This window comes from Mesorhizobium sp. WSM4898, assembly GCF_029625845.1.
Classification (GTDB): Bacteria; Pseudomonadota; Alphaproteobacteria; order Rhizobiales; family Rhizobiaceae; genus Mesorhizobium.
This window is the reverse complement of the sequence record NZ_JARTVQ010000004.1, coordinates 444,404-470,180: the sequence shown is the minus strand read 5'-3', so window position 1 is coordinate 470,180 and position 25,777 is coordinate 444,404. Positions and strand designations below refer to the sequence as shown.

22 protein-coding genes are annotated in these 25,777 nt (G+C 64.4%); 4 read left to right on the top strand and 18 right to left on the bottom strand.

Annotated elements, in window-relative coordinates:
- Nucleotides 1–15: 15 nt before the first annotated feature.
- From P9228_RS21525 to P9228_RS21510, 4 genes are all read right to left on the bottom strand, one after another.
- Nucleotides 16–1,092, bottom strand: a complete 1,077-nt coding sequence (locus P9228_RS21525) for a D-alanine--D-alanine ligase family protein (protein ID WP_278055446.1) — start codon at nt 1,090–1,092, stop codon at nt 16–18.
- Nucleotides 1,093–1,110: 18 nt separating this feature from the next.
- Nucleotides 1,111–1,725, bottom strand: coding sequence for a hypothetical protein (locus tag P9228_RS21520; protein ID WP_127241359.1), 615 nt, complete (start codon nt 1,723–1,725; stop codon nt 1,111–1,113).
- A gap of 216 nt (nt 1,726–1,941) precedes the next feature.
- The gene (locus P9228_RS21515; RefSeq protein ID WP_095823870.1) at nt 1,942–3,996 is read right to left on the bottom strand and encodes a bifunctional aldolase/short-chain dehydrogenase; all 2,055 of its coding nucleotides are present in this window, start codon (nt 3,994–3,996) and stop codon (nt 1,942–1,944) included.
- Between the two features lie 84 nt (nt 3,997–4,080).
- On the bottom strand, nt 4,081–5,046 hold the full coding sequence (locus P9228_RS21510) for a sugar-binding transcriptional regulator (protein ID WP_278055445.1): 966 nt from the start codon (nt 5,044–5,046) through the stop codon (nt 4,081–4,083).
- A gap of 203 nt (nt 5,047–5,249) precedes the next feature.
- Here P9228_RS21510 and P9228_RS21505 point away from each other — a divergent pair, with 203 nt between their 5' ends.
- The 4 genes from P9228_RS21505 (at nt 5,250) to P9228_RS21490 (ending at nt 12,505) form a co-directional block, all read left to right on the top strand.
- Nucleotides 5,250–6,890: an acyl-CoA synthetase gene (locus P9228_RS21505; RefSeq protein ID WP_278055444.1), complete on the top strand. Its 1,641-nt coding sequence runs from the start codon at nt 5,250–5,252 to the stop codon at nt 6,888–6,890.
- A gap of 396 nt (nt 6,891–7,286) precedes the next feature.
- Complete coding sequence (locus tag P9228_RS21500) at nt 7,287–7,892, top strand: TetR family transcriptional regulator (protein WP_067327751.1); 606 nt, start codon at nt 7,287–7,289, stop codon at nt 7,890–7,892.
- Between the two features lie 54 nt (nt 7,893–7,946).
- The gene (locus P9228_RS21495; protein WP_067328010.1) at nt 7,947–9,113 is read left to right on the top strand and encodes an efflux RND transporter periplasmic adaptor subunit; all 1,167 of its coding nucleotides are present in this window, start codon (nt 7,947–7,949) and stop codon (nt 9,111–9,113) included.
- 242 nt (nt 9,114–9,355) lie between these two features.
- Nucleotides 9,356–12,505 carry an efflux RND transporter permease subunit gene (locus P9228_RS21490; RefSeq protein WP_278055442.1) on the top strand — a complete coding sequence of 1,050 codons (3,150 nt, stop codon included), beginning with the start codon at nt 9,356–9,358 and terminating at the stop codon, nt 12,503–12,505.
- Nucleotides 12,506–12,607: 102 nt separating this feature from the next.
- Here P9228_RS21490 and P9228_RS21485 read toward each other — a convergent pair whose 3' ends face one another.
- From P9228_RS21485 to P9228_RS21420, 14 genes are all read right to left on the bottom strand, one after another.
- The gene (locus P9228_RS21485) at nt 12,608–13,234 is read right to left on the bottom strand and encodes a sarcosine oxidase subunit gamma family protein (protein ID WP_067328011.1); all 627 of its coding nucleotides are present in this window, start codon (nt 13,232–13,234) and stop codon (nt 12,608–12,610) included.
- Complete coding sequence (locus P9228_RS21480; RefSeq protein ID WP_278055441.1) at nt 13,227–16,208, bottom strand: sarcosine oxidase subunit alpha; 2,982 nt, start codon at nt 16,206–16,208, stop codon at nt 13,227–13,229. Before P9228_RS21480 ends, P9228_RS21485 begins: the two co-directional genes overlap by 8 nt.
- Nucleotides 16,208–16,483, bottom strand: a complete 276-nt coding sequence (locus P9228_RS21475; RefSeq protein WP_278055440.1) for a sarcosine oxidase subunit delta — start codon at nt 16,481–16,483, stop codon at nt 16,208–16,210. The genes P9228_RS21480 and P9228_RS21475 overlap by 1 nt, the downstream gene beginning before the upstream one ends.
- 10 nt (nt 16,484–16,493) lie before the next feature.
- Nucleotides 16,494–17,747 (bottom strand): sarcosine oxidase subunit beta family protein, encoded by a 1,254-nt coding sequence (locus P9228_RS21470; protein WP_278055439.1) that lies wholly within the window; start codon nt 17,745–17,747, stop codon nt 16,494–16,496.
- A 70-nt stretch (nt 17,748–17,817) separates the two neighbouring features.
- Complete coding sequence (glnT, locus tag P9228_RS21465) at nt 17,818–19,125, bottom strand: type III glutamate--ammonia ligase (RefSeq protein ID WP_278055438.1); 1,308 nt, start codon at nt 19,123–19,125, stop codon at nt 17,818–17,820.
- A 37-nt stretch (nt 19,126–19,162) separates the two neighbouring features.
- Nucleotides 19,163–20,491, bottom strand: a complete 1,329-nt coding sequence (locus tag P9228_RS21460) for an FMN-binding glutamate synthase family protein (protein ID WP_066988947.1) — start codon at nt 20,489–20,491, stop codon at nt 19,163–19,165.
- A gap of 6 nt (nt 20,492–20,497) precedes the next feature.
- Nucleotides 20,498–21,229 carry a GXGXG domain-containing protein gene (locus tag P9228_RS21455; protein ID WP_278055435.1) on the bottom strand — a complete coding sequence of 244 codons (732 nt, stop codon included), beginning with the start codon at nt 21,227–21,229 and terminating at the stop codon, nt 20,498–20,500.
- Between the two features lie 4 nt (nt 21,230–21,233).
- Complete coding sequence (locus P9228_RS21450) at nt 21,234–22,130, bottom strand: glutamine amidotransferase family protein (protein ID WP_278055434.1); 897 nt, start codon at nt 22,128–22,130, stop codon at nt 21,234–21,236.
- An 84-nt stretch (nt 22,131–22,214) separates the two neighbouring features.
- On the bottom strand, nt 22,215–22,544 hold the full coding sequence (locus tag P9228_RS21445; protein ID WP_278055431.1) for a hypothetical protein: 330 nt from the start codon (nt 22,542–22,544) through the stop codon (nt 22,215–22,217).
- Nucleotides 22,541–23,230 (bottom strand): hypothetical protein, encoded by a 690-nt coding sequence (locus tag P9228_RS21440; protein ID WP_278055429.1) that lies wholly within the window; start codon nt 23,228–23,230, stop codon nt 22,541–22,543. The genes P9228_RS21445 and P9228_RS21440 overlap by 4 nt, the downstream gene beginning before the upstream one ends.
- Nucleotides 23,231–23,275: 45 nt before the next feature.
- Nucleotides 23,276–24,679 (bottom strand): amino acid permease, encoded by a 1,404-nt coding sequence (locus tag P9228_RS21435; protein WP_066988937.1) that lies wholly within the window; start codon nt 24,677–24,679, stop codon nt 23,276–23,278.
- 14 nt (nt 24,680–24,693) lie between these two features.
- Complete coding sequence (locus P9228_RS21430) at nt 24,694–24,855, bottom strand: hypothetical protein (RefSeq protein ID WP_082953998.1); 162 nt, start codon at nt 24,853–24,855, stop codon at nt 24,694–24,696.
- 15 nt (nt 24,856–24,870) lie between these two features.
- Complete coding sequence (locus P9228_RS21425; RefSeq protein WP_095800950.1) at nt 24,871–25,248, bottom strand: hypothetical protein; 378 nt, start codon at nt 25,246–25,248, stop codon at nt 24,871–24,873.
- A gap of 11 nt (nt 25,249–25,259) precedes the next feature.
- Nucleotides 25,260–25,547, bottom strand: coding sequence for a hypothetical protein (locus tag P9228_RS21420; protein WP_066988933.1), 288 nt, complete (start codon nt 25,545–25,547; stop codon nt 25,260–25,262).
- Nucleotides 25,548–25,777: the final 230 nt, after the last annotated feature.

Genomic DNA, 25,777 nt, shown 5'->3' with positions numbered 1-25,777 from the left:
TATTCCCGGAGTCGCTCAGGTAGATCGGGCGGCACGCGCCAGCCCATGCGCCACCAGCCGGTCGATGACTTCCGGGTAGCTGATGCCGCTTGCCGCCATTGCCTTGGCGTACATGCTGATGTCGGTGAAGCCCGGAATGGTGTTGAGCTCGTTGATCAGGAGCGTCATGTCCGGTCTCACGAAGAAGTCGACGCGCGCCATCGCGTCGCAACCCAGCGCGCGAAACGCCTTCGCCGCCGTCTCGCGGATCTCGCCTTCGATCGTCTCGGGCAGTTCGGCGGGCACCTTAAGTGCTGCTCCATCCTTATCGATATATTTGGCGTCATAGCTGTAGAAGCCGTGGCTTTCGGACGGCACGATCTCGCCGGGACGGGAGACGAAGAGGCCACCTTCCGTGTCCTCAAGCACGCTGCATTCGATCTCGCGGCCGCGGATGAATTCCTCCGCCAGCAGCTTGCCGTCGTGCCTGAAGCCTTCGGCGAGCGCTGCCTGATAGCCCGTTTCGTCGGAGACCTTGCTGACGCCGACGGAAGAGCCCTGGCGGGCCGGCTTGATGAAGACCGGGAGTCCGAGCGCCTGCTCGATCTCCGCGAAGCCAGGCGCGGCCTCGGGCAGGATGGTGCTGGACCGTGCCGTGGGCAGGCCGGCCGCCTTCAGTAACCGCTTGGCGATATCCTTGTCGAGCGCCGTGGCCGAACCGAGAATGCCGCAGCCGGCAAGCGGCACGCGCGCCACCTCCGCCAGTCCTTGCGCGGCGCCGTCCTCGCCATGGAGACCGTGCAGGACGGGAAACAGAATGTCGATCGCGGGCAACTCGTAAGGCGGCCCTTCGGCCGGAACGGCCAGCATTCGGCCATGCCCGCCGGGCACCAGACAGACCTCCGCTCCGTTCGACGGTGTCGCCAGCGCGCCGTCCTCGAAGCGGCTGAGCAGCCATTGCCCTTCGCGGGTGACGAAGATCGGAACGGCATCGTACTTCCCCGGCTCCAGCGCGCCCATGACATTGTTCGCCGAAAGCACCGACACGTCGTGCTCGGCGGACCGCCCGCCAAAGAGCACGCCAATACGCAGTCTTTTTTCGGCCATCGACATCTCCACAATGCTCAAGGATCAGAAACCGACGGCGATGCCGCGCCGGGCAAAAAAGCGGTCGAAACTGGCGAGCGGTAGCGTGACGTCCGCCTGGCTCTGCCTGACGTGTCCCGAAGGGTTGTGGAAGCGGATTTCGCCTGGCGAGGCGGCCGTCACCAGTACCAGATGCCCGCCTTTCGACGGCGGCTCGCGCTCGGGCCAGCGGATGCCTGGATGAACCGAGGCGATGAAGTAGCGCCACTTGCAAAGCAGACCGGGCACCGTGGCCGCATCGACATTCGTCATCGTCTCGGCGAACAGGCCGAAACGTTCGCGCACGAACCGGACGAAGGGCTCGTAGATCAGCCCCTTGATCGTACCGTCGCCTTCATTGACGACATAGCCGCCATAGGCCGTGCAGGCGCGGGCGAGCTCAAGCGTCGGATGAATTTCGCCGCGCGCGGCAAGGATCATCTTCAGGCAGGCCATGCCGCAGACATTCACGGCCCAGCGTGCATAATCCTCAATCGTTTCGGCTCCGGAATTGCGCCACAGCGGGTCGCGGTGCAGAGCCGATGGTCCCTCCGCCAACAGCGGCAGAGTCATGCCGGGCGATTCCCACTGGCTGAAATAAGGCACTTCCCTGGTTTGCATAGCGGCTCCAGCTTTGTGTCCCGCAAGCGAGGGGCAAGGCACCCCCTTAAAGCTGTTCGAGCAATAAGCAAAAGATTTGCGCGGATTTTGACCGGTTGGAGCAGTTTTCCAGCAGACGTGAAATGGGCTTCAGTCCTGACCTGGGTCGCGACACGGAGAGAGTGGTCCGTCGTTCTGGGAAAGCGACGGGCCGCTCAGGGAGATCTCCTTGTTTCTTCAGCGCAGCGCCGCGGCAATATTGCCGCCGTCCACCGTCGTCACGTCGGCCGTGGTGCGTTCGGCCAGTGCCTGATGCAGGAAGGCTTGCGCCACGTCGTCGGCCGTCACTTCCTGGCCGAGCAGATTGCCGGACATGTATTCCTTTTCCGAGACACCGCGCGCGCCCGAGCGGCTGGCAATCATGGCGTCGGTCAAAAGCCCGGACCGGATGCGGTCGGCGTTGACCGCGTTCGAGCGGATGCCGTAGGCGCCGTAGTCCAGGGCATACTGGCGCGACAAAAACAGCGTCGCCGCCTTGGGAAGGCCGTAGGCGCCGAATTTCGGCCCGGGATTGACCGCCTGCTTGGAGGTGTTGAACAGCAGCACGCCGCCCGTGCCCTGTTCGAGCATGATGCGCACCGCGTTCTGCGCCGCCGACTGGTGGGCGAAGAAGTTGAGCTCGAAGCTCCTGCGCAGCAGCGCGTCGTCGATTTCGCCGATCCGGCCTTCCCAGGCCGCGCCTGCATTCGAGACCAGGATGTCGACGCCGCCATAGACCGCGACCGCCTTGTCGAAGGCGGCGCGCACCTCGGCCGGGCTGGTGATGTCGGCGCCGACCCCGATCGAATTGTTACCCGCCGCCTTTGCCGCTTCCGCGGCCTTGGCCGGATCGAGATCGACGATGACCGCATGCGCACCGTTTGCGGCGAACAGCTTCGCCGTCGCGGCGCCGATCGCCCCGGCGCCGCCGGTGATCAACGCCACCTGGCCGGTCAGCGGCTTCGGCTTGTTCGAGGCGAGCTTGGCCTGCTCCAGCGACCAGTATTCGAGCGGGAAGAGGTCGGCCTTGGAGAGCGGCTGGAAGTTGCCGATGGCTTCCGCGCCGCGCACCGCCTCGATCCACATCTCGCCGACATCGGAGGCGATTTTCGCGTCCTTCAGCGTGCGGCCGTGGCCGAACATGCCGAGGCCCGGCACCAATGTCAGCCGCGGCATCGGGTCGAGCATGGTGCGCTTGACGTCATCCAGCGCGTCGTTGGTCTCGAAATAGGCGCGGTAGTCCTTGGCGAAAGCCTCGACATGGCTGCGGACGGCGGCCTTGTAGTCGCCGAGCTTGTCGGCGTCGGGAGCCGGGACCGCCATCGGTCCGGTCTTGATGCGGATCGAAAGATCGGGCGTCGACACGCCGCGTCCGGCCAGCTCGGCGATCCTGGCCGAATTGATGAAATCGACGATCGCATCCGAGGTGCGGAAATCGCTGATCATGCGGTCGAAGCGGCCTTCGCCGCGCGCCACTGCGACAGCGCCGCGCAGAGTCGGCGCGATGTCGCTCGCCTTGGCGAGCTTTACCGGCAGCGCCGCCTTGGTCGCCTGCGGCTTGCCGTTCTTGGCGATATAGTCCTCGGCGATGGTCACATAGTGGATCATGCGGTCATAGGCCTGCTTGGCATCGTCGCCGAAGGTGAAGATGCCGTGCTTGTCGAGGATCAGGCCTTCGACGCTGGGGTCGGCGTCAAAAACGTCCGCCGCGACCTTGGCGAGCTCGAAGCCCGGTTTGATATAGGGCACGTAGCCCATTTTGTCGCCGAACACCGTCTTCACCAGCGCCTTGCTGTTCTCCTGGTCGACGATGGCAAGGATCGCGGTTGAATGCGTATGGTCGACGAATTTAAGCGGCAGAAAGGCGTGCAGGAGTGTCTCGACCGATGGATTCGGCGAGGCGGGGTCGATGAGATTGGAACGCTGCAGCGCCACCATGTCCTCGTCGGAGAGCGTGTCCAGCGCGCGCGCCTTGAGCAGCGCGCCCATCTTCACCGCCGGCAAGCCTTGCGGCTCGATGACGGCCATGTCCCAGCCGCTGCCCTTGACGCAAAGCACGTCCCATTCGTCACCGACCAGATCAGTGGCCTTGGTCTTGCAGGAGGTATTGCCGCCGCCATGCAGCACCAGCCGCGGCTCTCCGCCGAGCAGGCGGGTCGTGTAGACGCGCAGCGCAAGGTCGCGGCGGACGCCCTGCTTGGCGTAGTCGGCAACCATCTTTTCCGCGTCGGCGTCGTTCCAAAGGTTCTTCATGTCGTTCCGTCCGATTCCGTATTTTGTCTGCTCATGAACAGGAAGCCGCGACGTCTTGATGACAGACGCGGCGAGGGTGATTTCCTACGAGGCCTTTTTGCTGACCGCGCCGGCGTGATCGAGAAGGCGCCCCGCCATATGCGCGCCGACCACCAGATGCGTGCAGAGTCCGCCGCCGATTGCGGCCAGCAGCGGCTCGAACTTGCTGTTCTCCTGCACCACCATCAGCCGCTTCCCGATGGCGCGCAGCGAGGCGAGCTCGGCGGAAATGACCCGCCGGTTGTAGCTGCAGTCGAGCGCCTCGCCGCTTGCATCGATGATCTGTCCGGCGATGACGCCGGCCGCGCCTTCCTTGCGGAGCGCGGCCATTTCGGCCGGCGTCAGCGCGCCGCATTTGACCAGATGGCTGTCGGCGTCCACGGCGCCGACGGAATAGAGCGCGACATCGCAGTCGCTGATGCCGGCAAGCTGGTCGCGGATCACCGGCTCGGCGCGCAGGCCCTCTGCCAATTCTTCCGTGGACAGCACCAGCGGCGCGTAAAAATTCAGACCCTTGGCGTTCAGCCGCCGCGCGATCTCCATCGTGCACTGATCGGGTCGATATGAATAGGGCGCGCCGAGGTTGCCGCAGAGCTGCACCACGGTGACGTCCTGCAGATCGGCATAGGACATGATGTCGGCGATGGTGTAGACCGTGCGGCCCCAGGCGACGCCGATGCGGTCGCCCTTCTTCACCAGTTCCAGGAAGACGCTCGCCGCCAGGACGGCGATGTCGGTCGACGGGTCGGCGACATAGGCGTTTTCCGGCGCTATCCAGACGGCGTCGAGCTTGAAGGCGTCCTCCAGCCTGCGCGCCATGACATCGTCGGTGAAAAGCTGCGTCGAGGTCGAGATGTTGACGATGCCGGTCTCGCGCGCCTTGCGAAGATACATGGCGACCGATGCGCGCGAAATCTTGAGCTGGTTCGCCACTTCGTCCTGGCGAAGGCCATGCGCATAGTAAAGCCAGGCGGCCTTGTGGATGAGCTGTTCTGCCGGTCGGATCGCCATGCCGCCTCCTCGGCTGACATTAGTCACGGCTCTCGACAAAAGTCAAATCCAGCCGGCTGGGTTATTCGTCCTCCGGCGCCGGCATGTTCGGGGCTGCCCTTCTACCGAGCACTCATGTCATAGCATTTCCCGGTCGTTCAGGGGGATGGCATGATCGCGGGCCTGCGGTTAGAAAGCTCGAAAAGACTTTTGGGGAGGATGGGATGGCCAATCCCTACGAACAGGATCTCGAACGGAACGCCGCCAACCACCAGCCGCTGACGCCGCTCACCTACCTTGAGCGGGCGGCCAAGACCTATCCCGACCATGTCGCCATTATCCACGGCAGCCAGCGCATCTCTTATCGCGATTTCTGGCGGCGGTCGCTGAAGCTCGCCTCGGCGCTGTCGAGGCATGGCATCGGCAAGGGGGATACGGTAACGGTGATGCTGTCGAACACGCCGCCGATGCTGGAGGCGCATTTCGGCGTGCCGATGGTGAAGGCGGTGCTGCATTCGCTGAACACCCGCCTCGATGCCGAGGTCATCGCCTTCCAGCTCGACCATGCCGACACCAAGGTGCTCATCGTCGACCGCGAGTTCTCGGGCGTGGTCAGGGCGGCGCTGGCATCGGCCAAGGCCAAGCCATTGGTCATCGACTATGACGACCCCGACTACGCCGGCGATGCACCCTATCCGAAGGGCCAGCGGATCGGCACGCTCGACTATGAGGACTTCGTCGCCGGCGGCGACGAGGCTTTTGCATGGTCGATGCCCGACGACGAGTGGGACGCCATCTCGCTCAACTACACCTCCGGCACGACCGGCAATCCGAAGGGCGTCGTCTACCATCATCGCGGCGCGGCCCTGATGGCCTACACCAACACCATCCACGCGGGCATGGCCAAGCACGCCGTCTATCTCTGGACGCTGCCGATGTTCCACTGCAACGGCTGGTGCTTTCCCTGGACGCTCGCCGTGCAGGCCGGCACCCATGTCTGCCTGCGCTGGGTACGGGCAAAGCCGATCTATGACGCCATCGCCGACCATCGCGTTACCCATCTTTGCGGCGCGCCGATCGTTATGTCGGTGCTGATCAACGCGAAAGACGAGGACAAGCGCCAGTTTGCCCAGACCGTCACCTTCAACACGGCCGCCGCGCCGCCGCCCGAGGCGGTGCTTTCCGGCATGGCCGATGCCGGCTTCGCCGTCACCCATCTCTACGGCCTGACCGAGACCTATGGGCCGGCCGTCGTCAACGAATGGCACAATGAGTGGGACGAGTTGGAGAAGGGCCCGAGGACGGCGAAGAAGGCGCGCCAGGGCGTGCGCTACGCCGCGCTGGAAGGGTTGACCGTGATGAACCCCGAGACGATGGTCGAGACGCCGGCCGACGGCCAGACCATCGGCGAGGTCATGTTCCGCGGCAATATCGTTATGAAAGGCTATCTGAAGAACCGCAAGGCGTCCGACGAGGCTTTTGCCGGCGGCTGGTTCCACTCCGGCGATCTCGGTGTCATGCACCCGGACGGCTACATCCAGCTCAAGGACCGCTCCAAGGACATCATCATCTCAGGCGGCGAGAACATCTCGTCCATCGAGGTCGAGGACGCGCTCTACAAGCACCCGTCCGTCGCCTCTTGCGGAGTGGTTGCCCGCGCAGACGAGAAATGGGGCGAGGTGCCTGTCGCCTATGTCGAGCTGAAGCCCGGCAAGGTTGCGACCGAGGCCGAGATCATCGAGCATTGCCGTGGGTTGCTCGCCCGCTTCAAGGTCCCGAAGGCGGTGGTGTTCGCCGACATTCCGAAGACGTCTACGGGGAAGATCCAGAAGTTCAGGTTGAGGGAAATGGCGAAGGGCCTCTGAGATCGTCATCCTAGGGTGGAGCAGTCGCGAAGCGACGTCGCGGAAACCCTAGGATCCATTCCGTGACCATGCGGCCATGTCCCAGCGGTTGAGAATAGCTGGCAGGTGGACGTCAGATGTATATTGGCGTAACCTATTGATGCCGTTGTATTCTTTGACATAAGTCACGGAATGGATCCTCGGGTCTGCGCGCGTCGCTTCGCTCCTTCCTCCGCCCGTGGATGACGACGTCACAGGCGTCAATGGCTAGTCGTCAGTGTGACCCACGCCCACCCTCGCAACTGTCACCATCTGTCACCATTTTGTACGCGTATATCGATTCCGCGTTGACTCCGGGCCGCTTTCGATTTACGAGTGACGAAAATTGAAATTCGTCACTCGTAAATCGAAAGCACCATGTCAGAACCCGCCAACATCGTGGCCGACCCCGCCAGACAGGAGAATGTGACGCGCATTCTCGACTGTGCCGAGCGCCTGTTCCGGCATTACGGCTACGGCAAGACCAACGTTGCCGACATTGCCCGCGATCTCGGCATGTCGCCGGCCAACATCTACCGCTTCTTCGCCTCCAAGGTCGAAATCCACCAGGCCGTCTGCGGCCGCATGCTCGGCGCCAGCTACGCAATGGCCTACGAGATTTCGCGCCTGCCGATCAGCGCGGAGGAGCGGCTGCGCCGTTACGTTCACGCCCAGTACAAGATGACGCTGGAAGTCATGCTCGACGACCAGAAGGTGCATGAGATGGTGATCGTCGCGCTCGAGCGCGACTGGGGCGTCATCGACAAGCATGTCGACCGCATCCACGACCTGCTCGCCGACGTTATCCGCGACGGCATAGAGGCCGGCGAGTTCAGGAAGCAGGACCCGGTGATCGCCTCGCGCTGTTTCGGCGCCTCCACCGTCATCCTATGCCATCCGCAGATGGTCGCTCAGTGCCTTGCCAAGACCAACCGGGCAATGCCGGACGACCTCATCGACTACGCAATCAGAGCCTTGAAATAGCCGCTGCCCCGCCGGGTGCCGGTCGACGTTTATCTCCAGTTCGGGAGTGCTAAGGTGTCTTTGTCCAGTTCCATCCTCCGCAGGCTGCCGGCCGCCGGCCTCCCAGTCGTCGGCGTCGTTGTCGCGGCGCTCGGGCTTGCCGGCTGCAGCCAAGAGAAGAAAGCGGAAGTCCAGGAAGTCATCCGGCCGGTGAAGGTCGTCGAGATCGGCGAGGCCGAGACCACGCGCCAGCTCGACTATTCCGGTTCGGTGCGCGCCCGCACCGAGATGAATCTCGGCTTCCGCATCGCCGGCAAGGTCACCGAGCGTCTCGTCGACATCGGCCAGCATGTCAACGAGGGGGATGTGCTTGCCCGCGTCGACCCCTCCGACTACGAGCTGTCGGTGAAGAGCGCCGAGGCGAGCCTCGACGCCGCCGAGCGGCAGGTCGAGACCGTCGATCTCGCCAGGAAGCGCGCCGAGCAGCTCTATGCCAAGAACTTCGCGCCTAAGTCGCAGCTCGATCAGGCCGTTCTGAGCTATGATCAGGCCGTGGCGACGCGCGATGCCGCCCGTTCGACCCTGGCCCAGGCGCAGAACCAGGTCCATTACACCGATCTCAAAGCCGGCAAGGCCGGCATCGTCACCGCCATCTCGGCCGATATCGGTCAGGTGGTCGGCGCCGGCACGCCGGTCATGACGGTTGCCGTCGACGGCGAGAAGGAAGTGCTGATCGCGGTGCCGGAAATGGACATCGCCGGCTTCCGGCCGGGCAAGGAGGTCAAGGCGAGCTTCTGGTCGGACGAGGCGCTGACCCTTGACGGCAAGGTCCGCGAGGTGGCCGGCAGCGCCGACCCGCAGTCGCGCACCTTTGCGGTCCGGGTGTCGCTGCCCAACGATCCGCGGGTGCTGCTCGGCATGACCGCCAATGTCGCGGCGACCGTCGGCAGCAAGGCGCAGCTGGTGTCTGTCCCGCTGACCGCCATGGCTGAGAAGGACGGCAAGCACATCGTCTGGACGGTCGACCGCGCGTCCGACACGGTGCATCCGCGCCCGATCAAGGTGGCGAACTTCACCGCCGACGGCGTTGCCGTTGCCGAAGGTTTGAAGCAGGGCGACGTGGTGGTGGCCGCCGGCACACAGTTCATGACCGACAATCTGAAGGTGAAGCCATCCGGCGATGCCACCCAGCAGTCCGCCTCGGCGGAGGATGACATCGCCGCCACCAGCAGCCTGCGCTAACCAGGCGAAAGAACGCCTTTCCCGACCTCGCTGCGTGAGCCGCGAGCCGGGCAGGGCATGGGTTCCGGGCGGCGAAATCGCCCGATCGACGAGACGCGGCATTGGTATCCCCCGCACCACGGCCACGTCGAGCGCGATTGCGAGTCTCTCTCCGCTTGAGGTGCTCGCCGCCCGGAAGCCCACCGAGAACTCATGAGCCGCAAGGCATGCTGCCTTGCCGCCAATTGGACTGGACCTGCGCCATGACCACGGACAGCAGCACTGAAAAGCGTCCCTTCAACCTCTCGCGCTGGGCGATCGGGCATCCGAGCATCGCGCGCTTCCTGTTCGGCCTCATTATCCTGGCCGGCGCGCTCGGCCTGATGCGCATGGGCCAGAAGGAAGACCCGGACTTCACCTTCCGCGTCATGGTCGTGCAGGCAGTCTGGCCGGGCGCCTCGATCCAGGACATGGAAGACCAGGTCGTCAACAAGATCGAGCGCAAGCTGCAGGAGACGCCGCATCTCGACTTTGTCCGCTCCTACACCCGCGCCGGCAGCGCCATCATCACGCTCCAGGTAAAGGGCGACACCAACGCCGAGGAGGTGAAGGATGCCTTCTACCAGGTGCGCAAGAAGGTCGGCGATATCGCCAACGAACTGCCGCAGGGCCTGCTCGGCCCCTATTTCAACGACGAGTTCGGCGACACCTTCATCACGCTGCATTCGATCAGCGGCGACGGCTTCACCTATCCCGAGCTGAAGAAATTCGCCGTTCAGGCGCGCGACATGCTGCTGGCGACGCCGGGCGTCGAAAAGGCCGTCATCATCGGCGACCAGCCCGAGAAGATCTATATCGATGTGTCCTCCAAGGCGCTCGCCGAGCGCGGCCTGACGGTGCTTGACCTGCAGAATGCCGTGAAAGGGCAGAACGCCGTCGATCCGGCGGGCTCGGTCGATACCGGCTTGCGCTCGGTTCGCATCTCGGTCGAGGGCGACGTCACCAAGGCCGCCGATATCCGCGAGCTGAGGCTGCGCGCCGGCAATCAGGTGACGCGTCTTGGCGACATCGCCACGGTCTCTTCCGGCCTCGAGGACCCTTATGAGCGCAAGTACCGCTTCAACGGCCACGAAAGCGTCCAGGTCGGCGTCGTCATGGCCAAGGGCTTCAATGTCAGGGACGTCGGTAAGGATGTCGAGGCGACCTACAAGCGCTTCGAGGAAGGTCTGCCCTATGGCGTTGCGGTCGACCAGATCTCCGACCAGCCGGAGGTGGTCAAGGATGCCGTCAACGAATTCATGGAGGCGCTCGGCGAAGCGTTGCTGATCGTTCTCGTCGTCTCGTTCCTGTCGATCGGCTGGCGCTCCGGCCTGGTGATCGCGATCGCCATCCCGCTGGTTTTAGCCGCCACCTTCGCCATCATGTACGAGATCGGCATCGACCTGCAGCGCATCTCGCTCGGCGCGCTGATCATCGCGCTCGGTCTGCTGGTCGACGACGCCATGATCGTCGTCGAGATGATGGAGCGCAAGCTGGAGGAGGGGCTGGTCAAGATCGAGGCGGCGAGCTTCGCCTATTCCTCGACCGCCTTCCCGATGCTGACCGGCACGCTGATCACCACCGCCGGCTTCATCCCGGTCGGCTTCGCGGTCTCCACCGCGGGCGAATATGTGCGCACGCTGTTCTATGTCGTCGGCATCGCACTGGTCGTGTCGTGGTTCGTCGCGGTCTATTTCACGCCGTGGCTGGGCTACATGATCCTGAAGCAGCGCAAGCACGCCGGCACCCACCACGACGTTTTCGACACCGGCTTCTACCGGCGGCTGCGTGCGACGGTCACCTGGGCCGTGCGCCACCGCATCATCGTGCTGGCGATGACGCTGGTCACTTTCGGCACCAGCCTCTGGGCCTTCCAGTTCATCCCGCAGAACTTCTTCCCGCAGTCGTCACGTCCGGAAATTCTGGTCGATCTCTGGCTGCCGGAAGGTACCTCGATCAAGGAAGTCGAGAACCAAGCCAAGGCGCTCGAAGCGAAGATGATGGACGACCAGGACAAGCGCTTCATCGCCACCTATATCGGCGAGGGCGCTCCGCGCTTCTTCCTGCCGCTCGACCAGCAGCTTCGCAATCCGAACTTTGCCCAGCTTCTGGTGATGGCCAAGGATGAGCCGGCGCGCGAGCGGCTGATCGTCAAGATGCGAGGCATCCTCGCCAAGGACTTCCCGTCGATCCGCGCCAAGGTCGATCGTTTGTTCCTCGGGCCGCCGACCGGCTGGCCGGTGCAAATGCGCATCATGGGGCCGGATCGCCAGGAGGTGCGCCGCATCGCCGACGAGGTGAAGGCAAGGTTCGAAGCAAACCCGCTGCTCGGCGCCGTCCATGACGACTGGCTGGAGCCGGTGCCGGCGATGAAGCTGGTGATCGACCAGGACCGAGCCCGGGCACTAGGCGTCACATCGCAGCGCATTCGCCAGATGCTGCAGGCAACCATGTCCGGTGCGCCGCTCGACGATTTCCGCGACGGCGAAGAGACGGTCTCGATCGTCGCCCGCGAGCCGGAGGCGACCCGTCATCTGCTGTCCTCGGTCGACTCCGTCTACATCCCGACCGACTTCGGCGGCTCCGTGCCCCTGTCCCAGGTGGCGAAAGTGGTGCCCGTGATGGAGCAGGGCATCGAGTGGCGGCGCGACCGTCTGCCGACCATCAGCGTGCGCGCCACGTTGCCGGATGGCGTGCAGTCGAACGACGTCGTCACCAAGATGTACAACGACATGAAGGACCTGCGCGCCGGCCTTGCCCCCGGCTACAAGATCGAGATCCAGGGCGGCGCGGAGGACTCGGCCGAAAGCCAGGCCTCGATCGCCGCCAAGGCACCGATCATGCTGGCCGTCATCGTCATCTTGCTGATGGTCCAGCTGCAGCATTTCGGCAAGTCGATGCTGGTGCTGGCCACCGGCCCGCTCGGCATCATCGGTGCCGCGGCAGCCCTTCTGATCAGCGGCGCGCCCTTCGGCTTTGTCGCCATCCTCGGCGTCATCGCGCTGCTCGGCATCATCATGCGAAACTCGATCATCCTGGTCGACCAGATCGACCAGGACATCGCCGCCGGCATGGATCGATCGGAAGCGATCGTCGGCGCTGCGGTGCGCCGCTTCCGCCCGATCATGCTGACGGCGCTGACCGCGGTGCTTGCGCTGATCCCGATCTCGCGCGCCGTCTTCTGGGGGCCTCTGGCCTACGCCATGATGGGCGGCATCCTCGTCGCCACCGTGCTCACCATCCTGGTGCTGCCGGCGGGCTATGCCCTGTTCTTCGGCCGCGAGCCCAAGAAGGCCAAGACAGGCGAGCAGGCGCAGGAGCCGGAACAGGTCGAAGGCATCGAAAGACCGCAGCTGGCGCTGGCTGCGGAATAAGAAGGTGGCAACCTCGAATCATCCGCCATCGGCGAAAGCCGGTGGCGGATGATGCGCATCGAAAGAACGCCTCGCGCCGCCGCGGCGCGCTCGGCGAGGCGCCTACGCCAATTCCTCGGAATGCGCGACCGTCACGCCATACTCCGCGGCCGAGTCGAGCATCGTATGCCACAGGCTTTCGGCAAAGGTTGCGAATACCAAGAGGTTGAACACGGCCTGGCCGTCTTGTCGGTTCTTCCCGCGCCAGAGCGTCACGCTGGTATGGTCGATCGAGGTGGCGGCTGCCGTGCCGACCGGGAATATTTCGGGGTGCAGGTCGATCGACGACAGCTTGGCCAGCATCGTGCGCGCCTTGTCGCCGGAAACGCTGATCAACGCGCGCGCATGTGATTGATCGGAAAGCGAGGCCAAACTGGCAAACACGCGGGCAAGGGTCTCCATCCTTTGCCCGCCGCCTCTCGACAGCACCAGAAACTGGTCCGGTCCTGACCAGATCAGCGTCGCGTCGGCCGTGTCGGCCGCCTTGGGTGTTTCCGGTGCGGCGACGCCGAAGCGAGCCTTCGCGGCATTGACCGTCTCGGCCGCCTTGCCGCGACGCGCCATCACCTGAACGAGGTCGAAATTGCGGATCTCGGTCAGCGACACGCCGGCTTCGCCCGGCGCGCCATAACGGCCGGCGACCAGGGCGCGCTCGAGCGGGCTGCGGATGTTCCAGGAAAAATCAGCCACGCTGGCGCCCTCCATCCGGATCGTAGAAGACGGAATTGCAGAGCTCGACATCGTACTCCTCGCCACGCAGCGGATCATGAGCGCGCACGATCTCACCAATGCGCGCACGGCCACGCTCGACGAGGCCGAGCCCGATCCACTGGTCGAGCACCGGTGAGAAGCAGACCGAGGTGATATAGCCCTGGTCGTTGTCTGGTCCGGGGGTCTCGCCCTTGGGAACGATGTGCGCGCCGGAGCGTAGGCGGCGCGCCTTGTCGGTCGGCTTGATGCCGACGACCACCTGCCGGTTCGGTGCGACGAGTGCTTCGCGGCCGGCCATGACGCGGCCGATGAAATCCTTCTTGGTCGACATCATCTTGCCGAGACCGAGATCGGCAGCCGTTGTGGTGCCGTTGAGCTCCGGTCCGGCGACATGGCCTTTTTCGATGCGCATCACGCCGAGCGCCTCGGTGCCGTAAGGCGTCACGCCGAACGGCTTTCCCGCGATCATCAGGTTGCGCGCCAGAGCCTCGCCGTAGCGCGCCGGCACCGAAATCTCGAACGCCATCTCGCCGGAGAAGGAGATCCGGAACAGCCTCGCCTTGATGCCGCCGCGCAGCTTGACTTCGCGCGCGCCCATGAACGGAAAGCCTTCGTTCGACAGGTCTTCGGCCGGATCGACGATCTCCTTCAGCAGATCGCGGGTCTTCGGACCGGCGATGGAGAATTGCGCCCACTGGTCGGAGACCGAGGTCAGCTGCACGTCGAGTTCGGGGAATAGGACCTGGCGGCAGAATTCGAGATGCTGCATCACCAGCCCAGCCTTGGCGGTCGTGGTTGTGAGGAAATAATGGTCCTCGGCCAGGCGCGAGGTGGTGCCGTCGTCATAGACGACACCGTCCTCGCGCAGCATCAGTCCATAACGCGCTTTGCCAACTGCGAGGCTGGAGAACGCGTTGATATAGACGCGGTCCAGGAAGGCGCCGGCATCCGGGCCGTGCACGTCGATCTTGCCCAGCGTCGAGACATCGCAGAAGCCGACGCCGCTTCGCACCGCCTTGACCTCGCGGGTCACCGATTCCAGCCAGTCTTTTTCGCCGGGCAACGGATACCATTGCGCGCGCTTCCACAGGCCGGTGTCGACGAACACCGCGCCCTGTTCGGCCGCCCAGTGATGCGACGGCGTCAGCCGCGTCGCATGGAAATTCTCGTCGCGATGGTGACCGGCGAAGGCGCCGATGGCGACCGGCACATAAGGCGGCCGGTAGATCGTCGTTCCGGTTTCGGGAATGGATTTACCCGACACCGCCGCCATGATGGCGAGGCCGGCGACATTCGAGGTCTTGCCCTGGTCGGTCGCCATGCCGAGCGTCGTGTAGCGCTTCAGATGCTCGACCGACTCGAAACCCTCGCGTTGCGCCAGCGCGACATCGGACGCCGTCACGTCATGCTGCTGGTCGACGAAGGCCTTGCCCTTGCCGGCGACATGCCAGAGCGGCGTCAGCGAAAAGGCCTCGTCGTCGGCGACGGGCGCCGATCCGGCGTTGCCGCTCCGTCCCGTATCGCGCGCCGCTGCCGCACCTGCCTCGAAACCTTCCCGCAGGCAGGCGCCAAGGCCGAAGGCGCCGTTCGCCGCGCCTGCCGCCGCCATGCCGGGCGGCGCGCCGTCCGGCACGAAGGCGGCGATATCGTCGCGCCATCTCGGCCGGCCGCGATGATAGGAGGTGAGGCCGACCGCCGGGTTCCAGCCGCCGGAGACGGCAAGCCCGTCGGCCTCGACTTCGGCGCGCGCGCCGCCGGTCAGCGATACGGAAATCTTGCGCACACCGCTCTTGCCGCCGTCAACGCCGCTGACTGAGCCGTTGAGAATCGGGAAGCCGCCCTTGCCGGCAAGCGAGCGATGGGCCGGCGAAACGTCTGGCCGCCCATCGATCATCGCAGCGACCTGCAGTCCGGCTGCGATCGCCGCCTCCACCGTGCGCCAGCCATCCTCATTGTTGGTGAACAGGGCAATGCGTCGCGCCGGTGCAGCGGCGTAGCGGTTGATGTAGCTGCGCATGGCGGAGGCCATCATCACGCCAGGCGTATCGTTGCCGGCGAAGACGATGGGACGTTCGATCGCGCCCGCCGCGACGACGCAGCGCTTGGCGACGATACGCCAAAGCCGCTGCCGCACCTGATGCTCCGGCGGTGCCGATAGATGGTCGTTGACGCGCTCGATCGCGCCATAGGTACCGCCGTCATACACGCCGAACAGCGTCGTGCGCGTCATGATGCGGACGTCCGGCATCGCCGCGAGTTCGTCCAGGGTACGGGCAATCCACTCGGCCGCCGGCAGCCCGTCGATCGTACCGCCATCGGCAAGCAGCCGGCCGCCGAGGACAAAATCCTCCTCGCACAGGATGACGCGCGCGCCGCAGCGCGCGGCGGCAAGGGCGGCGGCGAGGCCGGCCGGACCGGAGCCGGCGATCGCCACGTCGCAATGCGCCCACGCTTTGTCATAGCGATCGGGATCGGGAATGCCCGCCGCGCGGCCGAGGCCGGCGGCGCGGCGGATCGCCGGTTCGTAGATCGCTTCCCAGAATTTCGCCGGCCACATGAAGGTCTTGTAGTAGAAGCCGGCGACGAAAATCGGCGCGAAGAGCTGGTTGACCGCCATGACGTCGAAATCGAGCGACGGCCAGCGGTTCTGGCTGGCGGCCTCGAGCCCTTCATAGAGCTCGGCGGTCGTTGCCTTGGTGTTCGGCTCGCGCCTTGCGCCGCTGCGCAGCTCGACCAGCGCGTTGGGCTCTTCCGAACCCGCCGTCAGGATGCCGCGCGGGCGGTGATATTTGAACGAGCGGCCGACCAGCTTGACGCCGTTGGCGACGAGCGCCGAGGCCAGCGTATCGCCCTGGAAGCCGGAGAGTGTCTTGCCGTCGAAGCGGAAGCTGAGCGGTGTCGAACGGTCGATGAGGCCGCCGGCGGCCAGACGGTTTGCCTGGTTCCCGCGCATCAAGCACCAACCTTGGCGGAGCCGGCGCCCGCCGCCGGGTCGACAGCCGAAATCTCATGCTTCAGCGTGTTGCGCGTGACCTTCAGCCAGGCCCGGCAGCCGCCGCCGTGATACCAATGCTCGCTCATCACACCGGCGATGTTGTCGCGCAGGTAGACGTAGTCGTAGACGGCGTCTTCACCGGCATCGGCAGGCGGGCGCTGCGGCTTGGCGTCGCCGAGATAGGTGAACTCGCCGAGTTCGCGTTCGCCGCAGAAGGGACAGACTATGCGCATGGTCGGGTCTTCAATGGAGGTTCGGTTGGGCGCCCTGGCCCTTCTCGTCAATCATGGCGCCGCGCTGGAACCGGTCGAGGCGGAAGCGGGCGGCTTCCTTGTGCGATTGATCGCGGGCGATGAGATGAGCAAAGACGAAGCCGGAGCCAGGCGTCGCCTTGAAGCCGCCATAGCACCAGCCGGCATTGAGATAGAGGCCGTCGACCGGGCTCTTGTCGATGATCGGCGAGCCGTCCATCGACATGTCCATGATGCCGCCCCACTGGCGCAGAAGCCGCACGCGGCCGATCATGGGGATCAGCGCCATGCCGCCTTCGCAAACATCCTCCACGACAGGCAGATTGCCGCGCTGGGCATAGGAGTTGTAGCCGTCGATGTCGCCGCCGAACACCAGCCCGCCCTTGTCCGACTGGCTGACATAGAAATGCCCGGCGCCGAAGGTCATGACGTTGGGCAGGAGCGGCTTGATCGCTTCGGAGACGAAGGCCTGCAGTACATGGCTCTCGATCGGCAGGCGCAGTCCGGCCATCGCCGCGACGCGTGAGGAACTGCCCGCGACCGCCATGCCGACCTTGCCGGCGCCGATCCGGCCGCGCGAGGTCTCGACGCCGGAGACCTTGCCGTTGGTGTCGCGCATGAAGCCGGTGACTTCGCAGTTCTGGATGATGTCGACGCCGAGCTCGCTCGCCGCGTGCGCGTAGCCCCAGACCACGGCATCGTGACGTGCCGTGCCGCCGCGTCGCTGCAACAGCCCGCCCTGCACCGGGAAGCGCGCATTGTCGAAGTTCAGGAACGGCATCATCTTCCTGAGCGCCGCCTGGTCGAGCAACTCGGCATCGATGCCGTTGATGCGCATGGTGTTGCCGCGTCGGGCAAAGGCGTCGCGCTGCGCGTCGGAATGGTAGAGGTTGATGACGCCGCGCTGGCTGACCATCGCGTTGTAGTTCAAATCCTGCTCCATCCGCTCCCACAGCTTCATCGACAATTCGTAAAAGCCGGTGTTGCCGGGCAGGCCGTAATTGGAGCGGATGATGGTGGTGTTGCGGCCGGCATTGCCGGAGCCGATCCAGCCCTTCTCCAGCACCGCAACGTTGCGGATGCCAAACTCGTTGGCGAGGAACCAGGCGGTCGCCAGCCCGTGCCCGCCGCCGCCGATGATCACCACGTCGTAGCGATCCTTCGGAGCCGCATCCCGCCAGGTCGGCTTCCAGGTCTTGTGGCCGGAGAGGGCGGCACGGGCGAGCGAGAAGATCGAGTATTTCATGAAATCATTCCGAGGCCGCTCGCCCACGCCGACTCTTCTCTATCGCATCGGATTGCACGGCCGACGGGCTTTAGATGTCCAGCGTGTGGTCGCGCTCCCACTGCGTGAAGTGCGAAGCATAGGAATTCCATTCCTGTTGCTTCAGCTTTAGATATGCCGACGAAAATTCCTCACCCAGCGCCGCCTTCAGCGATTTGTCCTTGTCGAACTCACGCAGCGCATCGAGCAGGTTGAGCGGCAGTTTCGGCGCATCCGTCACGGTATGACCGAACTGGTACATGTCGATGTCGTAGCGCTTGCCGGGATCGGCCTTCGAGCGGATGCCGTGGAGGCCGGCAGCGATGATCACTGCCTGCAGCAAATAGGGATTGGCGGCGCCGTCCGGCAGACGCAGCTCGAAGCGGCCCGGTCCCGGCACGCGCACCATGTGGGTACGGTTGTTACCGGTCCAGGTCACCGTGTTTGGCGCCCAGGTGGCGCCCGAAATGGTGCGCGGCGCGTTGATGCGCTTGTAGGAGTTGACCGTCGGATTGGTGATCGCGGCAAGTGCCGAAGCATGCTTCATGATGCCGCCGAGGAAGTTCCTGCCCTTGGCGGACAGGCCGAGCTCCTCCGAATTGTCGGCGAAGACATTGGTCTTGCCGGTCTCGTCCCACACCGAGATGTGCGCATGGCAGCCATTGCCGGTCAGGCCCTGGAAGGGCTTGGGCATGAAAGTCGCGCGCAGCCCATGCTTTTCCGCAACTGACTTGACCATAAACTTGAAGAAAGAGTGCTTGTCGGCGGTCGCCAGCGCGTGATCGAAGGTCCAGTTCATTTCGAACTGGCCGTTGGCGTCCTCATGGTCGTTCTGGTACGGACCCCAGCCCAGCGCCAGCATATGGTCGCAGATCTCGGCGATCACGTCGTAGCGACGCATCACCGCTTGCTGGTCGTAGCAGGGTTTCGACGCCGTGTCGTACTGGTCGGAGATAGCGCTGCCGTCCGGCGAGATCAGGAAGAACTCGGCCTCGATGCCGGTCTTGACATGCATGCCGTCGCGGGCGGCCTCTTCGATCAGCCGCTTCAACGTGTTGCGCGGCGCCTGGTCGACGAGCTTGTCGTCCATCACGCACGTGGCCGCCACCCAGGCTACCTCCGGCTTCCACGGCAGCTGGATCACCGAATCCGGATCCGGCACCGCCAGCATGTCGGGGTGCGCCGGCGTGAGATCGAGCCACGTGGCGAAGCCGGCAAATCCGGCGCCGTCCTTCTGCATGTCGGCGATCGCCTGCGCCGGCACCAGCTTGGCACGCTGCCCGCCGAACAGGTCGGTGTAGGAGATCATGAAGTATTTGACGCCGTTCTCCTTGGCGAATGCGGCGAGATCGTTCCCCATTATAGTTCCTCGCTTATGTGGTCCTGGATGGTGTGTCCTAGAAGCCGTTCTTCCCCGGTATCCAGTTGGTGCCGGCAAGCGGCACGCCGGCCATGGCGGCTGCTTCGATGCTGAGCGCGACCAGGTCCTCGGGCTCGAGATTGTGCAGGCTGTTCTTGCCGCAGGCGCGGGCAATGGTTTGAGCCTCGAGCGTCATCACCTTCAAGTAGTTGGCGAGCCGCCGACCGGCGGCGATCGGATCGACGCGCTTCATCAACTCGGGATCCTGCGTGGTGATGCCGGCCGGGTCCTTGCCTTCGTGCCAGTCGTCATAGGCGCCGGCCGTGGTGCCGAGCGCGTTGTAATCCGTCTCCCAGCGCGGGTCGTTGTCGCCAAGCGCCACGAGTGCGGCGGTGCCGATCGACACCGCGTCGACGCCGAGCGCCAGCGCCTTGGCGACATCGGCGCCGTTGCGGATGCCGCCGGAGACGATCAGCTGCACCTTGCGGTGCATGCCGAGGTCCTGCAGCGCCTGCACCGCCGGCCTGATGCAGGCGAGCGTCGGCTGACCGACGTTCTCGATGAATACTTCCTGGGTCGCGGCGGTGCCGCCCTGCATGCCGTCGACCACGACGACGTCGGCGCCGGCCTTCACCGCAAGCGCGGTGTCGTAATAAGGACGGGCGCCCCCGACCTTGACGTAGATCGGCTTCTCCCAGTCGGTGATCTCGCGCAGCTCCAGGATCTTGATCTCGAGATCGTCCGGGCCGGTCCAGTCGGGATGGCGCGAGGCCGAGCGCTGGTCGATGCCCTTGGGCAGCGTGCGCATCTCGGCGACGCGGTCGGAGATCTTCTGTCCCAGCAGCATGCCGCCGCCGCCGGGCTTGGCGCCCTGTCCGACGACAACTTCGATCGCGTCGGCACGGCGCAGGTCACGCGGGTTCATGCCGTAGCGCGACGGCAGGTATTGGTAGACCAGCGTCTTCGAATGGCCGCGCTCTTCCTCGGTCATGCCGCCGTCGCCGGTAGTGGTCGAGGTGCCGGAAAGCGTCGCGCCTCGGCCGAGCGCTTCCTTGGCCGGACCGGAGAGCGAGCCGAAGCTCATGCCGGCGATGGTGATCGGGATCTTCAGCTCGATCGGCTTTTTGGCATGGCGCGAGCCCAGCACCACCGAAGTGTCGCAGCGCTCGCGATAGCCTTCGAGCGGATAGCGCGAGATCGAGGCGCCGAGGAACAGGAGATCGTCGAAATGCGGCAGCTTGCGCTTGGCGCCGGCGCCGCGGATATCGTAGATGCCGGTCGCTGCCGCGCGGCGGATTTCGGAAAGCGTGTAGTCGTCGAAGGTCGCGGACTTGCGTGGCGTCGTCGGCGGGTTGCGGTAGGTCATCTTGCCTCAATACGCGTCGGCGTTGTCGATATTGAAATTGTAGAGCTTCCGGGCCGAGCCGTAGCGCTTGAACTCCGAAGCCTTGACGTCGGTGACGCCGGCCTTGTCGAGCAGGCCCTGCAGCAGTACGATATGCTCGGGCCGCATCTCCTTGGCGATGCAGTCGGCACCCAGGCTTTCGACCTTGCCGCGCACGAAGAGCCGCGCCTCATAGATGGAATCGCCCAGCGCGTCGCCGGTATCGCCCAGCACCACCAGATTGCCGGACTGCGCCATGAAGGCCGACATGTGGCCGATATTGCCGTGCACGACGATATCGATGCCCTTCATCGAGATCCCGCAGCGGGAGGAAGCATTGCCCTCGATGACCAAGAGGCCGCCGCGGCCGGTGGCGCCGGCATACTGGCTGGCATCGCCTTTGACCACGATCGAGCCGGACATCATGTTCTCGCCGACGCCGGGGCCGGCCGAGCCATGCACGGTGATCGCGGCACCATCATTCATGCCGGCGCAGTAATAGCCGACGCTGCCGCGCACATCGATGCTGATCGGCTGGTCGACGCCGACGGCGACCGAATGGCTGCCTTTCGGGTTGAGCACTTCCCAAGCGGTCTCGTTCGAGCCGGGGGTCAGCTGATGAAGCGCCTGGTTCAGCTCGCGCAGCGACTGTTCCGCAAGGTCGAAGACCCTCGCATGGCCTTGCTCGCGCTGCGCCTTCGGCATGGGTGTTGCAGGCATGAACTCAATGCTCCCAGAAATAGACCGTTGCGGGCTCCGGCTCCCAGACCCTCGCATTGTCTATGCCGGGCAATTTGGTGAGCGCGCGATATTCCGAGCCAAACGCGACATACTGGTCGGTCTCGGCCATCACGGCCGGCTTGCAGGCGATCGGATCGCGCACAACGCCGAAGCCGTTCTTGGTCCCGACGACGAAGGTGAAAAAGCCGTCGAGGTCGGAGAGCGTGCCTTCGAGCGCTTCGCCGAGATTCTTGCCATGCGCCATCCTGTTGGAGAGATAGGCGGCCGCCACTTCCGTATCATTCTCCGTCTCGAAGGTCATACCTTCCCGCACCAGCTCGCGGCGGACATTGTTGTGGTTGGAGAGCGAACCGTTGTGCACCAGGCACTGGTCGGCGCCGGTCGAGAAGGGATGCGCGCCCATCGTAGTGACCGCCGATTCCGTCGCCATGCGGGTATGGCCGATACCATGCGTGCCGGTCATCGAGCGCACGTCGAAGCGATCGACGACGGCTTCCGGCAGGCCGACTTCCTTGTAGATCTCGACTGCTTCGCCGGCGCCCATGATGCGGATATCGGGCCGAAGCGACTGCAGCGCCTCACGCGCGGCGTCGACCTTGTCGGGCGTGGTGCGGATAACCGCATGCGTCGACTTCACCGCGACGCTCACCGGCGCGCCGACCGCCTTGGCGAGCTCGACGTCGAGGCCGCGGAAATCGCGCTCGGGCTTCGGCGACTGCACGGTGATCTTAGCCTCGTTGCCGGTCGCCGCGCCGTAGATGGCGATGCCGGCGCTGTCCGGACCGCGGTCGCTGAGCGAGATAAGCATCTCCGACAGCATCGCGCCGAGATTCGGCTCCAGCGTCTTGTCCTTGAGGAAAAGTCCGACGATTCCGCACATGTCAGCCTCCGACGTTTGTGGCTTCCAGATGGTGTACCGAATGAAATCCGCGAATTCAATGGCATGAAAGAAATTTTCCTCTGATTATATTTCCGTTCTCGCGCCGCCTGTAGCGTTGTCGCCGTCGGGATGGCCGTGGCCCCATATCGCGTGGCGAACGCGCGCTATCCTGTAGGCATCGAGGATCGACAGCGCATAGATCAGGAACCCGCCGGCATGGCGACCGATGAAGCTGGCATCCGCCGGCGCCACCTTGGTTGTGACCCAGCCGAGGATCACCATGAAGAACAGGAACTGCAGGCCCCGCGCCGGCAAGCCGAGCATGACATGTCCGCTGCCCGGCAGGACGATCGCGGAGGCCAGGACAAAATAAGGGTTCGAAGGCCGGGCGGCGGGTTCGGTGGCGTTGCTCATGCGGCCTGCCTTTCGCACTGGTTGATCGCGTCGCGAATCGAGGATGCGGCTTCGAGCAGTTTTTCGATCAATGTCGGATCGAGCCTCGCGTCGCCGAAAGCGGCTTGCCGGAACACACCGTAGCGCGCCCGATCGGCCTGGGCCAGCAGCCACACGATGCGCACGCCCTTCGGCGTGATCAGCAATTCCTTGGCGCGGCTTTCGCCGAATATCCCGGCATGCGCGGCGATCACCTCCTGCGGGAAGACGATGCCTTTGCGGGCTGTCCGCAGCACCGCCTCGTCGGGGAACGCCGCCGTCTTCGGCAGCGTGTGTTCGAGATGGTCGAAATTGGAGAAGCTCGTCGGCGATCCCGGCCGCATCATCATGTCGAAAACGCCCGGCACCGCCACCGGCTCGGTGATCGACACGCTGAGCCAGCGCGCGGGAAGCTTTCTGGTCGCGAGCGTGTCAACGATGGTACGCACCTGCGCTCGCTCGCCCTTGTGCGAACCCGCCCAGGTAGCGACGCCGGCCGTGCCGTCGGAGACGTCGATCGCGTCGCGAATAACGGCGCGGATGGCGGCCTCGTCGTCGGCGAGCGCCGCCCTGGCCCTGTTGCGGCTGGAGCGCGCAAGCCAGGCAAGGTGAAGGACGACCGCAAATACGATCGCCCCGGCAAACAAGACTGACGTCAACTCAGACATCTCGACACGCCAAGACCCGCCGCCAGGCGGCGGGTCTTTTTCCGTTCAATAGCCCTGCGGCTTCGGCCAGGGCATGGTGAACTGGTCGCCGCGGCGCACGAACTTGTAGCGGTAGAAGTGGAACCACAGCGAGATCAGGAAGTAGAAGGCGATCATCGCGATCAGCTGCGAGCCGAAGCCGAGGAAGATGGCGAAGAAGGTCACCACGCACAGGCAGAACAGCACGATCGCCGGCAGCGGATGGAAGGGATGCGTGTAGCCACGGCGGATCGAGCCGAGCGGCCACTTCTTGCGGAACATCATGATGTTGATGCTCATGAAGGTGTATTGCAGCACGCCCGACAGGATCGAGAAGGTGATCGCCTGGTTGAGATCGGCGATGAAGGCGAAGGCCAGCGCGATCGGCAGCAGGAACAGGATCGACCGATAGGGCGTGCGATACTTCGGATGCACCGCCGAGAACCAGCTCGGCAGGTAACGGTCGCGGCCGAGCGAGAACCAGGCGCGGGCGGCGTCGTTGATGCAGCCATTGGCCGAGGCAAGGGCTGCAAGCAGCGTCGCGATGAAGAGCAGGTTCTCGAGCAGCGGGCTGCCGGTCAGCTTGCCGGCGTCCCAGAGCGGATAATAGGTGATGCCGAGATATTCCCAAGGCATCAGCGAGGCGCAGACATACCAGGTCATGGCGGCGGCGATCAGAAGCGTGATCATGCCGGCCATCGTGCCATAGGGCAGGGAACGCGCCGGCGAGCGCACTTCCTCGGCCGCCTGCGTGGTGCCCTCGATGCCGAGATAGTACCAGATGCCGAACTGGAAGGCGGCGATCACGCCGATCCAGCCATAGGGCAGCGCGTTGCCGGGAGTGACCAGTTCGTTGAGCTTCAGCACCGCCCCTTGCGTCCATGGACTGACCGAAAAGAACAGGATGACGATCGAGATATAGGCGATCGCCGTGATGACGAAGTTGACGTTGAGCGTCATCAGCACGCCGCGATAGTTGAGCCATGCCAGCACGACGATGGTGGCGGCGATGAAGGAATTGTGGGTCAATCCCTCGACACCTGCTTTGGCAACGATGGTGTCGCCAAGCAGGATCGCATCCGAGACTTCGAGCATCGTGTAGGCAAAGACCAGGAACAGCGCGACGTTGAAAGCCATCAGTGGCCCGACGATGTGCTTGGCCTGCGCGTACTGGCCGCCGGCGGCGGCGACCGTCGACGTCACTTCCGAATCGATCATCGCGACCGAGGTGTAGAGCAGTCCGACGACCCAGCAGACGATCAGCGCGGCGAGCGCGCCGCCCTTGTCGGCGGCAAAATTCCAGCCGGTGAACTCGCCGACCAGCACGATGCCGACGCCGAGCGCCCAGACATGGGCGGGGCCGAGCACGCGTAGCAGCGAGACCCGGTCGCCGTGGACCACCGTTTCTCTCGTTTCAACCGCGACTGTCATTGGTGAGGCTCCACTCAGATCCGGTGCTTTTCGGAGACGGCTTCAAGCTCGCCTTCGCGCGAGGAGGTCAGCGTCTCCTCGGAATAGGTCGTGTCGACCTTGAACCAGTCGTAGAGCATCCACAGCGCGAGCAGGATCGAGATGCCCCAACATGCGTAAGAGACTGTCATCCACATGATCGTGTTCCCGGGTTACTTGCCGTCGAACTTCTCGTTGATCACCTCGCGATATTCGCGATCGGAGGCGCGGAACATGAAGACGAAATAGGCGATCAGCACCACCGCCATGATGATCAGCGTCGGCCAGTCGATGATGTAGTGGAAGCGGTTCTGGATGATGTCGTGGGCGGTCTCCGGCGTGTAGCCGAGCTTTTCCCAGATTGAGGCCATGGTCGCGTTCTGGCCGAGCGCTTCCCAGGTCTTGGCGTCGAGCACGTCGATCGATTTCGCAGCACCCGCGAGGCCGAGTTTCAGCGGCAACCAAAGCGCCACGAAAATGGCGACGACGACGACGGCGATGTCGAAGACCTGACCGGCCTTGCTCTGCTCCGGCGGAATGTAGCGGGACATGCTTTCTCCCTTCAGGACTGGCGGTTGCGGAACGCATCGGCGTTCTTGATGTCGAGGCCGTAGATGAAATCCTTGTCTTCCTTGTAGTGGTTGAGCATCGCCAGGATGGCGGCGGTGTTGAAGATCAGCACCGCGGCCGCGGCGATCACCACCACGAGCTTGATCCCGCTGTCGGGGATGTAGGCCCAGGTCATCAAGAGGACGAAGAGGATCGTCGCCCAAAGGCAGACGATCAGGAGCACGGATCCGCGCACGTCGGAACGGTACAGCGCTTCGATGCGCTGCTTAAGGTCGGACATCGGTTTTTCCCCTTTTCTCGACGTCCGGCCCCGCAATCGACCGGGCGTCCACTCTTTCAACAGAGTGAAATTTTTTTCATAAGTTCTGCCCGAACCGCGAAGTTGTCAAGCCGGTTTTCCGTTCGGTAAACGGTTTGGGGGTCCGCCGCAGGATTGCCTGTGGATAAAACTATTTGCCTGCAGGAAAATTACCGCGGACGGCACATCGCCGGCACGAGCTGATGGAAATG

Bases quoted from the DNA above. Each gene is read 5' to 3' on its own strand.
- P9228_RS21500 (WP_067327751.1), top strand. From the start codon at position 7,287: ATGTCAGAACCCGCCAACATCGTGGCCGACCCCGCCAGACAGGAGAAT.
- P9228_RS21440 (WP_278055429.1), bottom strand. From the start codon at position 23,230: ATGTCTGAGTTGACGTCAGTCTTGTTTGCCGGGGCGATCGTATTTGCG.
- P9228_RS21480 (WP_278055441.1), bottom strand. From the start codon at position 16,208: ATGCGCGGGAACCAGGCAAACCGTCTGGCCGCCGGCGGCCTCATCGAC.
- P9228_RS21490 (WP_278055442.1), top strand. From the start codon at position 9,356: ATGACCACGGACAGCAGCACTGAAAAGCGTCCCTTCAACCTCTCGCGC.
- P9228_RS21435 (WP_066988937.1), bottom strand. From the start codon at position 24,679: ATGACAGTCGCGGTTGAAACGAGAGAAACGGTGGTCCACGGCGACCGG.
- P9228_RS21525 (WP_278055446.1), bottom strand. From the start codon at position 1,092: ATGTCGATGGCCGAAAAAAGACTGCGTATTGGCGTGCTCTTTGGCGGG.
- glnT (WP_278055438.1), bottom strand. From the start codon at position 19,125: ATGGGGAACGATCTCGCCGCATTCGCCAAGGAGAACGGCGTCAAATAC.
- P9228_RS21425 (WP_095800950.1), bottom strand. From the start codon at position 25,248: ATGTCCCGCTACATTCCGCCGGAGCAGAGCAAGGCCGGTCAGGTCTTC.
- P9228_RS21450 (WP_278055434.1), bottom strand. From the start codon at position 22,130: ATGTGCGGAATCGTCGGACTTTTCCTCAAGGACAAGACGCTGGAGCCG.
- P9228_RS21520 (WP_127241359.1), bottom strand. From the start codon at position 1,725: ATGCAAACCAGGGAAGTGCCTTATTTCAGCCAGTGGGAATCGCCCGGC.
- P9228_RS21515 (WP_095823870.1), bottom strand. From the start codon at position 3,996: ATGAAGAACCTTTGGAACGACGCCGACGCGGAAAAGATGGTTGCCGAC.
- P9228_RS21510 (WP_278055445.1), bottom strand. From the start codon at position 5,046: ATGGCGATCCGACCGGCAGAACAGCTCATCCACAAGGCCGCCTGGCTT.
- P9228_RS21455 (WP_278055435.1), bottom strand. From the start codon at position 21,229: ATGCCTGCAACACCCATGCCGAAGGCGCAGCGCGAGCAAGGCCATGCG.
- P9228_RS21430 (WP_082953998.1), bottom strand. From the start codon at position 24,855: ATGTGGATGACAGTCTCTTACGCATGTTGGGGCATCTCGATCCTGCTC.
- P9228_RS21470 (WP_278055439.1), bottom strand. From the start codon at position 17,747: ATGAAATACTCGATCTTCTCGCTCGCCCGTGCCGCCCTCTCCGGCCAC.
- P9228_RS21505 (WP_278055444.1), top strand. From the start codon at position 5,250: ATGGCCAATCCCTACGAACAGGATCTCGAACGGAACGCCGCCAACCAC.
- P9228_RS21420 (WP_066988933.1), bottom strand. From the start codon at position 25,547: ATGTCCGACCTTAAGCAGCGCATCGAAGCGCTGTACCGTTCCGACGTG.
- P9228_RS21460 (WP_066988947.1), bottom strand. From the start codon at position 20,491: ATGACCTACCGCAACCCGCCGACGACGCCACGCAAGTCCGCGACCTTC.
- P9228_RS21445 (WP_278055431.1), bottom strand. From the start codon at position 22,544: ATGAGCAACGCCACCGAACCCGCCGCCCGGCCTTCGAACCCTTATTTT.
- P9228_RS21475 (WP_278055440.1), bottom strand. From the start codon at position 16,483: ATGCGCATAGTCTGTCCCTTCTGCGGCGAACGCGAACTCGGCGAGTTC.